Consider the following 16,394-nt stretch of genomic DNA (forward strand, 5'->3'; position numbering starts at 1 on the left):
ACGGCCGGGGCGGCCGCGGGGTGGCATGGCGGCCGTGACGGCTGACTTCTCGATCCGCCCGGCCCGCCCCGACGACGCCGCGGAGGCGGTCGCTCTCCGCTCCGCGGTCCACCCCTATCTGGTTCGTGGTGAAGCGGCCACCCGCCGCATGTTCGCCGAGCCACCACCCGGCGGGGACCGGATCTTCCGGGTGGCCGAGAGCGACGCCGGGATCGTCGGCCTCACCTCGGCGTTCCGGGACACCCGCTCGGCGGACTCCGGTTTCGGGCGGGTCGCGCTGCACGTGCACCCACAGCACCGGCGCCGAGGCATCGGCGCGGCCCTGCTCGCCGAGGCGGTCGGCCACCTGCGTTCGGTCGGGGTGCGCCGGGCGAGCAGTTGGGCCGCTCCGGAGTCGGTCGGGTTCGCCGGCGCGCACGGCTTCACGCCGTCCCGGGAGATGCGCTTCTCGGCCCTGGACCTGACCGGGTTCGGGGACCGGCCGTTCGTGCCGGCGCCGCCCGGGATCCAGGTGGTGCGGCTGCGCGAGGTGACGGAGGAGGCGCTGTACGCGGCGGATGTGGCGGCCGCGACCGATGAGCCCGGTGAGACGGCGCCGCAGCCGACGCCGTACCCGTTGTGGCGTTACGAGATCTGGGATGAGCCGGGCCTGGACCGGGACGCCAGCATCGCCGCTGTCGCGGACCGGGAGATCGTGTCGTTCTCGCTGGTGCTGCGCGACGGCGACCGGATCTGGTCGGACATGACCGCCACCGTCCCGGCGTATCGCGGCCGGGGCCTGGCCCGGCTGGTGAAGACGGCGGCGCTGCGCCGGGCCGCGGCCTCCGGTGTGCGGGCCGCCTACACCAGCAACGACGAGGAGAACGCCCCGATGCTCGCGGTGAACGAGCGGCTCGGCTACCGCCCGGTGGCCCGTCAGGTCTCCTGCCTGGCCGAGCTCTGAAGATCAACCCCCGGCCGGCCCAGGGCCGGCCGGACAGGGGAAGGAGGTGGCTCACACATCGGGAAGACCGTGTGGTGTTCACGGCATCTCGTCGTAAGGTGTGGGAAACAACTGAATACCTCATCCAGAGGGGCAGAGGGATACGGCCCGACGAAGCCCCGGCAACCACCGCGCAGCGATTCTCGATGACGAGCCGCGTGTGGCAGGTGCTAATTCCGTCCCCGTTTCGGCAGGTCGCCGCGGGGAAAGATGAGAGGAAACTCTGATGACGTCTGTCGTTGACGCACCCTCGACCACCTCCACGTCGCCCGCTCGCGGTCTGATCTGTCGCGCCTGCGGCGCCGAGTACCCGCTCGCCGCGCAGCACGCTTGTTACGAGTGTTTCGGCCCGCTCGAGGTCGCGTACGACGAGGCGGCCCTCGCGCGGGTGACCCGGGCCCAGATCGAGGCGGGCCCGCAGAACATCTGGCGTTACGCGGCCCTCCTGCCGGCCGGCCAGGACCCGGCGACCCGGGTGACCCTCGACCCCGGCCTGACCCCGCTGGTGGCCGCCCCGCAGCTGGCCGCGGCGGTCGGCATCGAGGCCCCGCTCTACGTCAAGGACGACTCGCAGAACCCGACCCACTCGTTCAAGGACCGGGTCGTCTCGGTGGCCCTGACCGCGGCCAAGGAGCTGGGCTTCAAGCGGTTCTCCTGCGCCTCGACCGGCAACCTGGCCAACTCGGTCGCCGCCCACGCCGCCCGGGCCGGTGTGCCGAGCATCGTCTTCATCCCCTCCGATCTGGAGCCGGGCAAGATCATCACGACCGCGGTGTACGGCGGCGAGCTGGTCGCCATCGAGGGTTCCTACGACGACGTGAACCGGCTGTGCAGCGAGCTCGTGGAGACCGACGAGTTCGAGGACACCGCGTTCGTGAACGTGAACGTCCGTCCGTTCTACGCCGAGGGCTCGAAGACGCTCGGCTACGAGGTGGCCGAGCAGCTCGGCTGGCGCATCCCGGCCCAGGTGGTCATCCCGATGGCCTCCGGTGAGCTGCTCACCAAGGTGGACAAGGCGTTCTCCGAGCTGGTCGAGATCGGACTCGCCGAGGCTCCGGAGGGCGGCTGGACCGTGTTCGGCGCCCAGTCCGAGGGCTGTAACCCGATCGCCGTCGCCCTGCACGCCGACACCGACGTGATCACCCCGGTGAAGCCGACCGGCATCGCGAAGTCGCTGAACATCGGTGACCCGGCCGCCGGGCCGTACGCGATCGAGGCCGTCAAGCGCACCGGCGGCTGGATGGACTACGCGAACGACGAGGAGATCCGGGCCGGCATCCGGCTCCTGGCCGAGACGACCGGCATCTTCGCCGAGACCGCCGGCGGCACCACCGTCGCGGTGCTCAAGAAGCTGGTGGCCAGTGGCAAGCTCGACCCCACCAAGGAGACCGTCGTTTACAACACCGGTGAGGGTCTGAAGACACTCGACGCGGTGGCCGGCCAGGTTGGACCGACCCACACGATCAAGCCGTCGTTGCGCGGCGCCCGGGAGGCCGGCCTGCTCGGCTGACCCCGTTACGGGTCGTCCGAGCGGTCGGGCGAAGGTCACCAATTCGTGACCAAATCTCACTGACCGTCACCGACGATCAGCCGGTTGTCAGAATTACCTCCTCCGAGGACTTGCACTCCGATCTCCGGATGGGCAGGATGCTCTCTGCGGGAGGACGCGACGCCGTACGAGGCCCCTCACCAGAGCTTGGCGACAATCTCCAGAGGGTCCCAACGATCCAGCGCTGACCCAAACGGCTACGTGCCCGGAGGTGCTGTGCGTCCGTCCTCCCGACCAAACATCTTCTGCGCCCACGGGCGAAGCGGCAGTTCGAGCGGGTAGTGCCCGTCGGCCAGGCCCGCGTTCTTCTCGAACCAGTTGCGCACCCCGTAGGACTTGGTCAGCGCGATCGACCAGCCACACGCGAGCCAGTAGGCGGGCCAGAACAGCGGGCCGAAGAACGCGTACTGACTCGCGTGCCGGGACTCGTGGGTGAACAGCCGGATCCGCTCTTCGGCGAGCAGCCACTCGGCGGGGCGGTTCGTGATGATCACCGAGCCGACCGTGAAGCAGGAGCCGGCCGGCATCCGGAACCGGAAGTTCTCGGCGATCAGCACCCCGTGCCGTCCTCGCCGGACCTTCGTGCCGGTGCCGAGAGCCACCAACAGCCCGACCAGGGTCGTCCCGTTCACCGCGGTCAGCGTCGTCCGCGTCACGTGCCACCCGCGCCCGGCCATCTCAGACCCGCCGGCGCATCTGCAACTCGGTGAGGACACGCACGGTCGGGTGCGGCAGGCGGACCCCGGTGTCGGTGAAACCGAGCTTCTCGTACGCCCGGACGGCCCGCTCGTTGCCGCAGACCACCTCCAGCATCAGCTCGTCCCGCCCGGCCGCCGCGGACCAGTCGGCGACCGCCTCGACGAGCCGGCCGAGCATCTTGCCGCCCCGGACGGAAGGGGTCAGGTAGACCGCGAAGATGACCGTGCAGCCCGGCTCGCCGGGCACCGTGGTCCCGCCCGCGTGGCCGATCAGCGGCCCGCCCGGATCGACGATGAACTGGGCCGTGTCCGGTCCCTCCGACGACTGCACGATCCGCTGCCGGTAGTTGTCGTGCGGCCGGGCCGCGGCCTGGGCCAGGGTCTCCAGGAACGCCAGCGGACTGTCGGCCAGCATCTCCAGGCGCAGCGCCCGCATCCGGCCGGCGTCGTCCGGGGTCACCCGCCGTACGTCCCAGTTATCCATGGTTCCATCCCTACCGCCGCAATCCCTGGTCGGCAACCGGGTTGTCGCTAAGCCGAGTGGTTCGGACACGTCATGATTCGACGATGAGCGATGAGTTCCCGCGGCCCTACGCGGAGGAGCCCCCGGCTGCGGAGCCGGTCTCCGGTTTCCGGCTCGTGCGAACCCGCCCTTGGGCGGTCGCCGTGGCCGTGTTGATCACCTTCCTGGCCACGGTCTCCTATCCGCTCGCGGTGAACGCGATGAGCGAGCCGTCGAACGTCGGTTTCGGGCCGGACTCCTGGCTTCTGATGGTGGCCATCGGTGCCCTTCCCGCGGTGGTGTCGCTGACGATCGTCGGTGTGCTGGCGGACCGCCGGGTGACCGTGGGCCGGGCCCTGGGTCTGCTGGTGCTGTCGATCGGACTGTCGTTCGTCGAGGCCTTCCTGATCCGGGCTCTGTCGTTCACTCTCCTCGTGAATGCGGGACTGTCCCTGGAGTTGCTGTCACCGGTGATCCACGCGTTGACGCTGCTGACCCACGGGCTGCTCGGCATCCTCCTGTTTCCACCGGTGGCCGGCCGCAACGACTTCCGGGGTCTGGTGGCGGCCTCGTTGGCGGTGCCGTTGCTGACGGTCGCCGAGTCGTGGCTCCAAGGGCCCACGACTGACCCGGTGCCACTGGGGTGGGAGCTGGTGGACGCCGTTCTTCGGGTCGGCTGGGCGATTGCGGTTCTCATCACGTTCCGTCCGGCCACCCCGGCATGGGCCGTCACCCCCGCTGACCTGGGCCGTCAAGATCCTTAGCCGAATCACGGCCACCGACGAGGGTTTCGCGGGAAGATGGGGTTTCTTGCACTCGCCATCGGAGAGTGCTAAACAAGTGATTGGCACTCGCGCATGCTGAGTGCCAGCAGGTCGGGACGGTGGGGTTCCGGTCGCGATGCTGCCATCGGCATCGGGGCACGGAGCCGGTCGTCGCGGGCTATCCGGCTCGGCCTGAGGACGTCACCTTCGCCAGGTGGTGGCGTCCGCAGACTTCCTCAACGTGCGGAGAGCGGGGCCGACGAGGCCCGGCGCCGCGGATGTCCGGGAGGACAACGCCGTATGGCCAAGATCATCGCATTCGACGAGGAGGCTCGTCGGGGCCTCGAGCGTGGCATGAACCAGCTCGCGGACGCGGTCAAGGTGACCCTCGGCCCCAAGGGCCGCAACGTGGTTCTCGAGAAGAAGTGGGGCGCCCCCACGATCACCAACGATGGTGTATCCATCGCCAAGGAGATCGAGCTCGAGGACACCTTCGAGAAGATCGGCGCTGAGCTGGTCAAGGAGGTCGCGAAGAAGACCGACGACGTCGCCGGTGACGGCACGACGACCGCGACCGTCCTCGCCCAGGCGCTGGTCCGTGAGGGCCTGCGCAACGTGGCCGCCGGCGCCAACCCGATGGCCCTCAAGCGGGGCATCGAGGCCGCCGTGGCCAGCGTCTCCGAGGAGCTGAGCAAGCTCGCGAAGGACGTGGAGACCAAGGAGCAGATCGCCTCCACCGCCTCCATCTCGGCCGCTGACACCACGGTCGGCGAGAAGGTCGCCGAGGCCATGGACAAGGTCGGCAAGGAAGGCGTCATCACCGTCGAGGAGAGCAACACCTTCGGCCTCGAGCTCGAGCTCACCGAGGGTATGCGCTTCGACAAGGGCTTCATCTCGGCGTACTTCATGACCGACGCCGAGCGCATGGAGGCCGTCTTCGACGACCCCTACATCCTGATCGCGAACAGCAAGATCTCCGCGGTCAAGGACCTGCTCCCGATCCTGGAGAAGGTCATGCAGGGCGGCAAGCCCCTCGTGATCATCGCCGAGGACGTCGAGGGCGAGGCCCTGGCCACCCTGGTCGTCAACAAGGTCCGTGGCACCTTCAAGTCGGTCGCCGTCAAGGCCCCCGGCTTCGGTGACCGCCGCAAGGCCATGCTGGAGGACATCGCCATCCTCACCGGTGGCGCCGTCATCAGCGAAGAGGTCGGCCTCAAGCTGGACGCCGCTGACCTGTCCCTGCTGGGCCAGGCCCGCAAGGTCGTCATCACCAAGGACGAGACCACCATCGTCGACGGTGCCGGCAACGCCGAGCAGATCCAGGGCCGGGTCAACCAGATCCGCGCCGAGATCGAGCGCTCGGACTCCGACTACGACCGTGAGAAGCTGCAGGAGCGTCTGGCCAAGCTGGCCGGCGGCGTTGCGGTGATCAAGGTCGGCGCGGCCACCGAGGTCGAGCTCAAGGAGCGCAAGCACCGCATCGAGGACGCCGTTCGTAACGCGAAGGCGGCCGTCGAGGAGGGCATCGTCCCCGGTGGTGGTGTCGCGCTGGTCCAGGCCGGCAAGACCGCCTTCGAGAAGCTCGACCTGATCGGCGACGAGGCCACCGGTGCCAACATCGTCAAGGTCGCGCTGGACGCCCCGCTGCGTCAGATCGCCGTGAACGCCGGCCTCGAGGGCGGCGTCGTGGTCGAGAAGGTGCGCAACCTCGAGCCGGGTCACGGCCTGAACGCCGCGACCGGCGACTACGTCGACCTGCTGGCCGCGGGCATCATCGACCCGGCCAAGGTCACCCGCTCGGCGCTGCAGAACGCCGCGTCGATCGCCGCGCTGTTCCTCACCACCGAGGCCGTCGTGGCCGACAAGCCCGAGAAGACCCCGGCTCCGGCCGGCGCCCCGGGCGGCGGTGACATGGACTTCTGAGTCCAGTCTCAAAACGGGCGGTCCGCTTCGGCGGGCCGCCCGTTCTGCTTTCCGGCACCGCCGGTGGTGCCGTCCCGGTTCGTGGGCCGTCGGGCATCGGTTTTCCGTCACCGCCGGTGGTGCCGTCTCGGTTCGTGGGCCGTCGGGCATCGGTTTTCCGTCACCGCCGGCGATGACGTCCCGGTTCCAGGGTCGTCAGCCATCGCAGCAGGGCCCCGGAGAGTACGGCCAGAGCACCCACCCGGGCCACGAGGGCACTGTCCGGCCCGGTCACCGGCACGTCGGGCGGCGCCGGTTCCGGGGTGGCCGCGGTGACCCGCACGGTGATCGTGCCGGTGGCGGTGCCGCCCCGCCAGTCGGTGATCGTGTAGGTGAACCGGTCGATCCCGGTGAATCCGGCGTCCGGGATGTAGCGGACCGTGCCGGTGTTCCCGGTCGTGGACGCGGCGGAGACACCGATCCGAGCCGTTCCGTGTGCGGGTCGGCCGACGGCGACCAGGCTGAGGTGGTCCCCGTCGGGATCCGAGTCGTTTCCGGCCGGCCACAGGGTGACCTGCTCACCGGAGGTGACGGCGGTCAGGTCGCCGGTCACCAGCGGCGGCCGGTTCGGCCCGCGGCCGGGCGACGGCGACGTCGGCGGCCTGGCCGAGGGAACGGACGGCGACGGTGACACCGGCGGGCTCGCCGGGGCCGACGGGGACGCGGAAACGGGTGGCGACGGGGACGCGGAGACCGGTGGCGACGGAGACGCCGAAACCGGCGGGCTCGCCGGGGCCGCCGGGGACGCCGAAACCGGTGGTGACGCGGAAACGGGTGGGGACGCGGAGGCGGAGGGGGACGACGCGGGCTTGATCAACTGGACGGTCACCCTGGCCGTGGCGACGCGCCCCAGATCGTCACCGACCTCGTAGGTGAAGGAGTCCGAGGTGGCGCCGGACCGGGAGACGTATGTGATCGCCCGGTCGGTGTCGAGCCAGGCCGTGCCGTTGCCGGCGGCCCGGACCGCGGTCACGGTGAGGGTCTGACCGGTGTTCGGATCGCGGTCGTTGGCGAGCACGTCGAAGATCACGACGGTGGACTCGGCGACCGCGTAGGCGTCGTCGACCGCGATCGGTGGAGCGTTGCGGACCAGCACGGTGAGCACGGCCGTCGAGGTGGCGTGGGCCGGGTCCTCGATGGTGTACGAGATCGTGTCGATGCCCTGGAAGCCGGTCGCCGGGCGGTAGGTGAGGACCCCACCGGCCCGCTGGATCGTGCCGAAACCGGCCGCGGTCACCGCGACCACGCTGATCGGGTCGCCGTTCGGGTCGTCGTCGTTGGCCAGCACGTCCACGGTGACCGGGGTGTTCGTGTCGGTGGCGGCGGTGTCGGCCCGCGCCTGCGGTGCGGCGTTGACCACACCGATCGTGACGGTGGCGGTGGTGGTGCCGGTCCCGTCGCTGAGCTGGTAGTCGAAGTGGTCCGCGCCGAGGTGTCCGGACGCGGGGGTGTAGGTGATCGTCCGGCCCGGACCGGGGACGGCGGTCCCGTGTGCCGGCCCGGACGTCACCGTGACGGTCACCGTCTCACCGTTGGGATCGTCGTCGTCGTTGGCGAGCACGTCGATCACCTTCGCCGCCCCGGCCGGGACGGTGACCGCGTCGGCACGGGCCACCGGCAGCCCGTTCGCCACGTTCACGGTGATCCGCCGGGTCGCGGTGCCGCCGTGCCCGTCGTCGATCGTGTAGTCGAAGTGGTCCGTACCCCAGAAGGTTTGATCGGGGGTGTAGCGGAGGATGCCGGCCGCCTGGACCACCGCCGTGCCGTGCGCCGGGACGGTGGTCCCGGCGACCCGGAGCACATCGCCCGGATTGTCGTCAGCGGACAGGCCGGGGCCGAGCACCGTGACGTCGACGTACCGGCCGGTGCCGGTGTTGACGGTCCACGGGTCGGCGCGCGGCGGGGCGTTGCGTACGGTGACCGTGATGGTGGCTGTTCCGGGAGCGTTGTTGATGTCCCTGATCGTGTAGGGGAAGGTCACGTCGCCCCGGAACCCGAACGGCGGCTGATAGCGGACCTGTCCGTTGTCGATCATCGCGGTGCCGTCCGCAGGCGTCCCGACCGTGACCAGAGAGATCGCGTCACCGTCCGAGTCGGTGTCGTTGTCGAGTACGTCGACCAGCACGTCCGTCTGGTGGGCGGTGGAGGCCAGGTCGTCGGCCGCGGTGGGTGCCGCGTTCGCCACATCCACCCAGACGTCGGCGATGTCCTGACCCCCGTGACTGTCCTCGATCGTGTAGGTGAAGTGCGCCCGGTTCGCGAACCCGACCGCCGGAGTGAAGATGAACGAGTTCCCGGACCGGACGACCGTGCCCTGGGCCGGTGCCGGCAGGGTGAAGCCGATGACGGTGAGTGATTCCGGAACGTTCACGTCGGTGTCGTTGTCCAGTACGTCGACCGTCACGGCATGCCCGGACCCGGTGCTGATCTCGTCGTCGGCGGCGACCGGTGGCACGTTCGCCGTGGTCACCGTGATGGTGGCGGTACGAACCCCGCCCGAGCCGTCGGCCACCTGGTAGACGAGGGTGTCGGTGCCGGTCCAGCCGACCGCCGGCAGATAGGTGATCTTCCCGTCCGCCAGGGCGACCGCGGTGCCGTGCGTCGAGAGCCCGGCCGGTGTGATCGTCAGGATGGTGTCGTCCGGGTCGCTGACCAGGGCCGGCACGTCGACGGTGACCGGGGCGTTGTGCGTGGTCGAGACGGTGGCGGCGGAGGCGGACGGCGGAGTGTTGACCCGCAGCGTCGCCCGGGCGGAGTCGTTGCCGGAACCGGTGTCCCGGCCGTCCCCGTCCACGTCCAGGTCGGTGGCCGCGGACGCGGCGGCGGTCGCGGCCACCTCGGCGGGGACGGTCACGGTCGCCTGATGGCCGGCGAGCAGCGGCCCGAGCAGGCAGGTGACGGTCTGGCCGGCCGGTGTGCAGCCGGCCGGGAGCGTCCCCACGGTGATCCCGGCCGGCAGGGTGAGCGTGGCGCGGGCGGCCGGCTCCAGATCGGGGCCGTCGTTGGTGACGGTCGCGGTGTACGCCACCGGCTGTGGCGTGGCCGGCCGCTGCACCCGGTCCGGGCTGACGGTGAGCCCGGCGGCCAGGTCGGCGTCCGGCTGGAGCACGACGGTGGCCACCGTCCCGCCCGACGAGGTGACGCTCACGCTGGTGGTCCGCCCGGTGTAGCTCGCGTTGACCTGGTTGGTGATCGCGTGCGCGGGTGGCACGGTGACGGCCACCCGGACCCGGAACGTCACCCAGGTCGTCCCGAGATAGGGGATGCTGCCCAGCCGGAACACCGCCGCCCCACCCACCACCTCGGCGGCGTCGCTGTCGGCCGGGTCGGCGGCGGGCACCCCCTCGATGGTCAACGAGCCCGGCACGTAGTCGGTGTACGCCGGGAACGCGTCCGAGATGACGACACCGTCGGCCCAGTCGTTGCCCTCGTTGCGGACCTCGATCCGGTACCGGATCTCGTCGCCGGGCACCAGCGCGTTGCCGTTCACGTCGGTGGCCGTCGAGGTGGTCACGATCTTCGGGGCGTACAGGTCGATGGCGATCGTGAGGACGCCCGGATAGTAGGTCTCCCCGCTGGTCTTCATGCTCAGTGTGGCGCTGGTGACCGCGTTGCCGAGCACCCCGTCCGCGGCGATCTGGTCGATGTCGACGCCGAACAGGTTCGAGTACGGCGGATTCCGGCCCCCGATCGGTGTCCCGCCCTCGCTGACGGTGCTGTTGAAGACGTTGTTCGCCGGGTTCGCCCCGTCACTGAGCACCTGCCCGTTCAGGCGCAGCTCGTCGCCGAATTTGCCCAGGTCGCCCTCGTAGGCGACGGCGCCGACCTCGGCGTGCACCGGGCCGCTGTGTGGTGTCTCGAAGCCGGTCACCGGGATCTGCACCGTCTCGGTGCCGGAGATCGACCCGAAACCGTCGTAGACGCGCAGGCTGCGGTAGTCCTCGGCGGCGTTCCGGTAGACGATCACCAGGGTCCAGCCGGCGTACCTGTCCTCACCTCGCCCGGCTTGGATGTTCGCCACCGCGTACACCCCGTTCCCGGCGGCCGCCACGGGTGCGGTCACGTCGGCGAAGCCCTGGTAGGCGCCGGTCGCGGTGATCATGTACAGGCTGGTCGCGGTGATCGGGGTCCAGGTGGCGGCGGACGGCGTACGAAAAAGGACCTTGCCCTTGTCGGAAGGGGTCGGAGCGGCGACGCCGCCGGTGCCCGCGCGGGGGTCCGCACCCCAGTAGAGCCCGGCGAAGAGGACACTACTGCCGACCGGCATGGTGATCGTCGCCGTGCTGTCGTTGAACGTCGTCGCGCTCCCGTCGGCGTCCGTCCAGACCATCGCGTAGCCGTTGTCGTTCAGCTCCTCGGTGGCGTTCGAGCCGGTGCCGTTGCGGGCGCTGGTGCAGGGTGTGGTGGCCGGCGGGCAGGTGATGTTGGCGTTGCCGCGCAGCATGATCGCGCCGTTCGCGTTCACCTCGAACCGGGCGGTGAAGGCCGTGGTGATCGCCGCCGTGACCGGCCCGCCCGGCGACGCGGTGACCAGCACGGTCAGGACCAGGAGCAGGATGCCGAGCGACCGTCCCCGCACCACCTCACGCTAGCCGCCGAGGTTTGTCCCGCTGGGGTGAACGGCGGAAGGGACGGGCCGCGTGTGCGACCCGCCCCTTCCCGTGCGCTGTGATCAGGCCCGGCGCTTTCCGGCCCGGTGCCGGCCCGGCCGTTCGCCGGTGAGCAGGATCAGCACCCCGCCGACGGCTATCGCGAGGACACCCGCGGAGACGGCCGGGATCAGGTCGGAACCGGTCGTCGGCAGTTCCACCGTGGCGGCGGCGGTGATCCGGATGGCGATCGTCGCCTGTGCGGTGCTCCCGTTCACGTCCTGAATCGTGTAGGCCAGCGTCTCCGTGCCGGTGAAGCCGGTGGGTGCCACATAGGTCACGGTCAGGTCGGTCAGGGTCGCCGTGCCGCGCTCCGGCTTGCTGATCTTGAGGATGGTGAGGTTGCCGCCGTTCGGATCGCTGTCGTTCGACGTCGGGTTGAAGGTGAGCGCCTCACCCGCCACGACCGTGTACCGGTCCTTCATCGCGACCGGTGCCGCGTCGACGCCGGCCACGGTCACCGTGACGGTGCCGGTGGTGCGGTTGCCGTCGGCGTCCACGGCCTCGTAGGTGAACGAGTCGGTGCCCACGAAACCCTTGTCCGGGGTGTAGGTGAACGTTCCGTCCGGGTTCAGCACGACGGTTCCGTGTTTCGGCTGCCCGACCGAGGTCACCGTGATGCCGATGCCGTTGTCGTCGACGGTCGGCAGGGGGATGGTGACCGGCTTGTCCGGTTCGGTCTCCGCCTCCTTGTTCGGGGCGTGCGGCGCGGGGGAGACGGTCACCGTCACCGTGGCGCCGGTGCTCTGCCCGAGGGCGTCCTTGGTCGAGTAGTCGAAGGTGGCGACTCCGGAGAAGCCCTCGGCCGGCGTGTAGACGACCTGGTCGCCGTCGACCGCCGCGGTGCCGTTGCCGGGGGTGCCGACCGAGACGAGGGCCAGCGTGCCGTCCGGGTCGACGTCGTTGTCCAACACCGGGATGGTGAGGATCCGCTGGTACGGGGTGGTCCGCTGGTCCGGCACGGCGACCGGCCGGTGGTCGGTCACGGTCACCGTCACGGTGCCCGTCGCCGTGGCGCCCGCACCGTCGCTCACCACGTAGGTGAACCTGTCGTCGCCGGTGAAGCCCTTCGCCGGGGTGTACCGGATCTTGTCGCCGGAGACGGCGGCCGTGCCGTGGCCGGGCTCGCCGACCTCGGCGACGGTCGGTTTCTGGTCGACGTTCGGGTCGCTGTCGTTGGCGAGCACGTCCACGTCGACGTACTTGCCGCTCTCCACCGCGGCGATGTCGGCCACCGCGATCGGGGTGGCGTTGCCCACCACGACGGTGACCTTGCCGATCGCGGCGTCGCCGGCGGTGTCCTCGATGGTGTAGTCGAACGTGTCGGTGCCGTGGAAGGCCGGCTGCGGCCGGTACTCGATGATGCGGCCGGCGGTGACCGTCACGTGGCCGTGCGCCGGTGACGTCGCCCGGGAGACGGTCAGCCGATCGCCGTCCGGGTCACTGTCGTTGGCCGTGACGTCGATGTCGACCGGGCTGCCGGCCGGCGTCGAGACGGTGTCCGGGAGCGCCACCGGGATCGCCGAGACCGTCACGGTGACCACTGCCGCGTCGGTGGCCCCGAGCTCGTCGGTGAGCTCGTAACCGAAGGTGTCGATCCCGGCGTAACCGGGGGTCGCCAGGTAGGTGAGGACACCGTCGACGACCGTGGTCGTGCCGTGCGACGCCGCTCCGGCCCGTGCCACGCTCAACACCTGGCCGGTGTTGGCGTCGGTGTCGTTGGCGAGCACGGCCAGCCGGGCGGCCACCCCGGAGCGCACCGTGAACCGGTCGTCGAGCGCGATCGGCGCCACGTTGGCCACGGTGATCACGACCGACGCCGAGGCGGTGTTCCCGGCCGGGTCGGCGACGGTGTACGTGAACAGGTCGGTCCCGCAGTATCCGGTGGCCGGGGTGTACGTGACTCCGCCGTCCGCGGTGGTGACGAGCGTCCCGTGGGCCGGCGCGGTGGTGGCCGTCATGGTCAACGCGTCGCCGTTCGGGTCGACGTCGTTGGTCAGGACGTTCAGCGTCACCGGGCTGTCCGTGCCGGTGCCCGCCGCGTCCGCGTGAGCCAGCGGCGGCATGTCGACGGCGACCACCGAGACGGTCGCGTGGGCGGTGCCGCCGTGGCCGTCGTCGATCGAGTAGCGGAACGTGTCGGTACCGTGGAACCCGTTCTGAGCCTGGTAGCTGATCTCGCCGCCGACCACCGACGCACGGCCGTTCGCCGGTGCCGAGTCGATGGCGACGGTCAGCGTGTCACCGTTCGGGTCGTCGTCGTTGGCGAGCACGTCGAGCGAGGTCGGCGCGTTCGAGGACACGGTGAAGGAGTCCGGCCGGGCGACCGGCACCGCGTTGGCGACGGCGATCGTCACGGTGCCGGTGACGCTGTCCCGGCCGTCGCTGACCGTGTAGTCGAAGGTCTCGGTGCCACGGAACCCACTGTCCGGGGTGTACGTGAGTGTGCCGTCGCCGTTGAGCACCACACTGCCGTGCGCCGGGGTGGTGGTACCGGTGACGGTCAGCGTGTCGCCGTTCGGGTCGGAGGAGTGGCCGGCCGGGTCGATCACCACGGGGGTGGCGTGTCCGGTGTTCGCCGACTCGGCCGCGGCCAGTGGCGCGGCGTTGCCGACCGCCACCTCCACCGTGCCGGTCGCGGAGTGCCCGCTGTCGTCCCGGATGGTGTAGGTGAACTTCGCGGTCCCGGAGAAGCCGGTCGGCGCGGTGTAGACGATCTTTCCACTGGTGATCTGGGCGGTCCCCCGGTCCGGAGTGGTCACCGCGCTGATGGTGAGCGGGTCCCCGTTCGGGTCGGTGTCGTTGGCCAGCACGTCGAGGGTCGTGGTGCCGCGGTAGGCGACGTTGCCGGTGTCGTCGGCGGCGACCGGCGGACCGTTGGCGACGGTCACCGTGACATCGCCGGTGGCGGTGCCGCCGTGGCCGTCCGAGATGGTGTAGGTGAAGGTCACCTGGCCCTTGACGGTGGCCGACGGGGTGTAGACCACCTTGCCGTTGCTCACCCGGGTCGTTCCGGCGCCGGCTCGCGGCTGAGTCACCGACTCGATCGTACGAGTGTCGCCGTTGGGGTCGGTGTCGTTGGCGAGCACGTCGATCGTGACCGGCGCGGCCGGTCCGGTCGAGGTGTCGTCGGCCACCGCGACCGGGTCGGCGTTCGCCGTTCCGACGCTGATCGTGGCGGTGTCCGAGGCGCCGTTCGCGTCGGTCACCCGATAGACGAAGGTGTCGTCGCCGCGCCAGCCCGGGTCCGGTGTGTAGGTGATCGTCTGGTCGGCGTTCACCACCACCGTGCCGTGGGCCGGCGGGGTGCTGATCGTGATGGTGAGGTCGGTCCGGCTGTCGTCCGGGTCGGTGACGTCGTCCCCGACCCGGATGATCACCGACGAGCCGTTCCCGGTGGTCGTCGAACCGCCGATCGCCTTGGGCGACGAGTTCAGGGCCAGGCTCACCCGGTCGGTGTTGTCGGCCGGGGTGGCGTCGTCGCCCACGCCGGTCACGCCGAGCTCGGCCGAGACCGTGTTCGCGGCGCTGTCGTCCACGATGGCCGGGAAGGTCGCCGAGGCGCTGGTGGTCGGCGCGATCGGGGTGAGCGCGCAGGTCACCCGGCGGCTCACGGCCGAGCAGCCGTTCGGCATCGCACCCGGGGTCACCCCGGCCGGCAGGTCGACGGTGGCGACCGGCAGCGGTTCGAGGCTCTCGCCGTCGTTGCGGGCCGAGGCGGTGTAGGAGACGGTCGCCGGGGCCGAGGCCCGGTTCACCACGGACGGCGTGACGGTCAGGTGGGCGACCAGGTCGACCCGGGGCCGCTTCACGGTCACCGTGGAGGTGTCGCCGATACCGTTCAGCACCAGTCCGGTGCTGGCGCCCACGTAGGCCATGGTCGGCACGTTGACGATCGAGGTGCCGGGCGCGGTGGCCTCGTTCACCCGGGCCCGGAAGGTGACCTGCGTGGTGCCGCCGGCGGCCAGGTTCGGCAGGTGGAAGGCGAGCGGGGCGGTGCTGTCGGCGACCGGGCTCCCGGCCACCGTCATCGAACCCGGCACGTAGGTCAGGCCGGTCGGTACCGCGTCGGTGAGGACCGCGTTCTTGGCACCGTCGCTGCCCTCGTTGCGGATCGCGATCCGGTACTCGACGGTGTCGCCGGGGTTCAGGTCGCCGCTGTTCAGATCGGCCACCGTGGTGGTGGTGTCCAGGTCGGGGGCGAACAGCGCGGTGGTGAAGGTGATCGCGCCCGGGTAGAACGTGTCACCGACGGTGGTCAGTTGCAGCGCCGCCGAGGTGTCGTTGTTGGCCAGCCGCCCGGTCGCGTCGAACTGGTCGGCGTCGATGCCCATCAGGTTCTTCGCGTTCGGGTTGCGGGCGGTGTTGGGGACACCGCCGGAGCTGACGCTGCTGTTGAAGAAGTTCGTCACCGGGTTCTCGGCGTCGGTCATCGAGACACCGTTCAGCTTGAGGGCGTCACCGACCTTCCCGTAGTCGCCCTCGTAGACGACCGTGCCGATGGCCGTGTAGAACGCCCCGGTCTGCGGTGTCTGGATGCCGGACACGGTGATGTCCACCGAGGCCGAGTTGCTGCTGACCACGCCGTAGCCGTCGTAGACGCGCAGGCTGTGCATCGGTTCGTCGGCGTGGTAGTACGCGATGACCAGGGACCAGCCGGCGTACCTGTCGTTGCCGGTACCGGCCTCGATGTCGGCCACCCGGTAGGTGCCGTTGCCCGCGCCCGAGACCAGCGCGGTCACGTCCGCGAACTGCTGATACGTGGTCAACCCGGTCGGCTCGTAGTTGGTGGTCGCGGTGACGCTCGCGAGGGCGCTGCCGGGGACCCCGAACCGCACGATGCGCTTGCGGGCGGCGTTACGGGCCACCGCCCCGCCGGTGCCGGCGCTGGTGTCCGCGCTCCAGTAGAGCCCGGCGAAGAGCACCCGGCTGCCGGTCGGCATGCTGACCGTCGCCTCGCTGTCGTTGAACGTGTCGGTGCTGCCGTCGACGTCGGTGTAGCCCATCACGTAACCGTTGTTGTTCAACGTCTCGGTGCCGTTGTTGTCATTGATCCCGGCCCGGGCGTGCGCACACGTCGCCGCCGACGTCGGGCACTGCATGTTGGTGTTGCCGGTGATCAGGATCGAGCCGTTCGTGTTGACGCTGTAGCGCGTGGTGAACGGGTTGGTGATCGCCGCCTGCGCGTCCTTCGACGAGACGGCGAGACCGAACGTGACCACGAGTGCCATGGTGGTGATCGCGGTGATCACCTGCCGTGTGCGTGATCGCAGAACGGCTCGGGGCAT

Annotated in this window: 8 protein-coding genes and 1 riboswitch; of the genes, 4 read left to right on the forward strand and 4 right to left on the reverse strand. The window is 70.4% G+C overall.

Features of this window, described 5'->3' with window-relative positions:
* The first annotated feature begins 34 nt into the window (after window positions 1–34).
* Both Q0Z83_RS45890 and thrC read left to right on the forward strand, forming a co-directional pair.
* Complete coding sequence (locus Q0Z83_RS45890) at window positions 35–943, forward strand: GNAT family N-acetyltransferase (protein ID WP_317789841.1); 909 nt, start codon at window positions 35–37, stop codon at window positions 941–943.
* Between the two features lie 117 nt (window positions 944–1,060).
* Window positions 1,061–1,199, forward strand: a riboswitch (SAM riboswitch).
* A 9-nt stretch (window positions 1,200–1,208) separates the two neighbouring features.
* The gene (thrC, locus tag Q0Z83_RS45895) at window positions 1,209–2,492 is read left to right on the forward strand and encodes a threonine synthase (protein ID WP_317789842.1); all 1,284 of its coding nucleotides are present in this window, start codon (window positions 1,209–1,211) and stop codon (window positions 2,490–2,492) included.
* A gap of 236 nt (window positions 2,493–2,728) precedes the next feature.
* Here thrC and Q0Z83_RS45900 read toward each other — a convergent pair whose 3' ends face one another.
* Window positions 2,729–3,187, reverse strand: a complete 459-nt coding sequence (locus Q0Z83_RS45900; RefSeq protein WP_317789843.1) for a hypothetical protein — start codon at window positions 3,185–3,187, stop codon at window positions 2,729–2,731.
* A gap of 22 nt (window positions 3,188–3,209) precedes the next feature.
* Entirely contained in the window at window positions 3,210–3,713 is a 504-nt protein-coding gene (locus Q0Z83_RS45905; RefSeq protein ID WP_317789844.1) for a GNAT family N-acetyltransferase, read from the reverse strand.
* 83 nt (window positions 3,714–3,796) lie between these two features.
* Here Q0Z83_RS45905 and Q0Z83_RS45910 point away from each other — a divergent pair, with 83 nt between their 5' ends.
* Window positions 3,797–4,495 carry an MFS transporter gene (locus tag Q0Z83_RS45910; RefSeq protein ID WP_317789845.1) on the forward strand — a complete coding sequence of 233 codons (699 nt, stop codon included), beginning with the start codon at window positions 3,797–3,799 and terminating at the stop codon, window positions 4,493–4,495.
* A 300-nt stretch (window positions 4,496–4,795) separates the two neighbouring features.
* Window positions 4,796–6,418, forward strand: coding sequence for a chaperonin GroEL (gene groL / locus Q0Z83_RS45915; protein ID WP_317789847.1), 1,623 nt, complete (start codon window positions 4,796–4,798; stop codon window positions 6,416–6,418).
* 160 nt (window positions 6,419–6,578) lie between these two features.
* On the opposite strand, the gene Q0Z83_RS45920 is transcribed toward groL, so the two are convergent.
* Window positions 6,579–11,036 (reverse strand): Ig-like domain-containing protein, encoded by a 4,458-nt coding sequence (locus Q0Z83_RS45920; RefSeq protein ID WP_317789848.1) that lies wholly within the window; start codon window positions 11,034–11,036, stop codon window positions 6,579–6,581.
* A 93-nt stretch (window positions 11,037–11,129) separates the two neighbouring features.
* Window positions 11,130–16,394: an Ig-like domain-containing protein gene (locus tag Q0Z83_RS45925; protein ID WP_317789849.1), complete on the reverse strand. Its 5,265-nt coding sequence runs from the start codon at window positions 16,392–16,394 to the stop codon at window positions 11,130–11,132.

This window comes from Actinoplanes sichuanensis (genome assembly GCF_033097365.1).
Taxonomy (GTDB): Bacteria; Actinomycetota; Actinomycetes; order Mycobacteriales; family Micromonosporaceae; genus Actinoplanes; species Actinoplanes sichuanensis.